Raw genomic sequence first — 1252 nt, forward strand, 5'->3', positions numbered from 1 at the left:
TCGGCAGCCTCCGCCGCGAGGTACTCGACCACATACTCGTCATGGGAGAGGCGCATGCCCGGCAGGTGCTCGCGGCCTACCAGAGGCACCACAACTGGCATCGGCCCCAGCAGGCGCGCAACCAGCTACCACCCGATGCCCAGAAACAGCCCACCGCGATAGACAGCGGCGCCCACAAGCGGCTGCACACCCGGATCCTCGGTGGCCTCATCAACGAGTACAGATACGCCGCGTGACCTGCGGCGACGACTTTTCGAGCGGCACAAGAGCAGACGGTCGCGATGCCCTCGCCGTCGGTGCGGCAGTGCGGTCACCGGCATGTCCGGCCTCGCCGGAGGCCGGGACCAGCGGGAAGGAGGGGGCAGTCACGGTGTCATGTGGCGGGTGATCAGTTCCAGCAGGCGTAGCACGGCCGCGTCCGCTTCCGGCCGATGCACCGCGACCAAGGAAGTTTCCAGATAGGACGATTCCCCACGCAGAGGGACGAAGGCAACCTCGGGCACCCCGAAGTCGCTCAGCTGTTCGGGTAGGAGGCTGACGCACAGTCCGGAGGCGACGTAGCTGAACAAGCCTGTGAGGTCGTCGGACACCGCACGACTGCGGGGCGTGAAGCCGGCTTCGTGACAGGCCAGTTGCACCTGGTGAGCCAGGGCCGGGAGTGCCGTGGCATCGGGCAGGACGAAGTCCTCCTCACTCAGGCTACCCAGAGCGATCTCTTGCGCGTCGGCCAGCGGGTGATCGTGCGGCACCGCCGCGGCAATGCGCTCGACGGCGAAGTCACGGCTGACGAGGTCTGCCGACAGGGACGAAGGGTCGCGCAGGAATCCGAGGTCCAGCGTGCCGGAGCGGACCATCTCGGCGAGGGCGGCCGGCGAGTCCCGGTGCAAATGGATGCGCAGGCCCGGCAGTTCCTCGGCAGCCACCCTCAGGAGGTGCGGCAGGTAGTGGTGGCTGAGAATGCTCACGTACCCCACCCGTACATCACCCGCCAGGCCGCTGGCGACTCGGCGCGCACGCTCGATGGCCGCAGACTGTGAACTGAGCAGGAGCTGCGCGTCCGCGGCGAACGTCTCGCCAGCCGCGGTCAGCGACACTCCACCCGGCCCCCGATCGAACAATCGCACTCCCAGACCCCGCTCCAGGCGCTGGATCGACTGACTGAGCCTTTCCCGGTAAGCGATCATGCCTGTGTGTGATCGTTTAGACGGTGCGGTCGTATTCGAGCTGGAGCAGGACGAGGGCTGCGGCGGCG

1 protein-coding gene and 1 pseudogene are annotated in these 1252 nt (G+C 67.6%); one reads left to right on the top strand and one right to left on the bottom strand.

All coding sequences use genetic code 11. The features are described 5' to 3' along the window. Positions 1-236: pseudogene (locus ACIBJF_RS53505) on the top strand (integrase); the annotation flags it as partial. Positions 237-365: 129 nt separating this feature from the next. Here the strand turns inward: ACIBJF_RS53505 and ACIBJF_RS53510 are convergent. Next, positions 366-1184 (bottom strand): LysR family transcriptional regulator, encoded by an 819-nt coding sequence (locus ACIBJF_RS53510; RefSeq protein WP_399185131.1) that lies wholly within the window; start codon positions 1182-1184, stop codon positions 366-368. Positions 1185-1252 lie beyond the last annotated feature (68 nt).

This window comes from Streptomyces sp. NPDC050743, assembly GCF_044456925.1.
Lineage (GTDB): Bacteria > Actinomycetota > Actinomycetes > Streptomycetales > Streptomycetaceae > Streptomyces.

Coding starts and splice junctions, on each gene's coding strand:
- ACIBJF_RS53510 (WP_399185131.1), bottom strand. CDS start 1,184: ATGATCGCTTACCGGGAAAGGCTCAGTCAGTCGATCCAGCGCCTGGAG.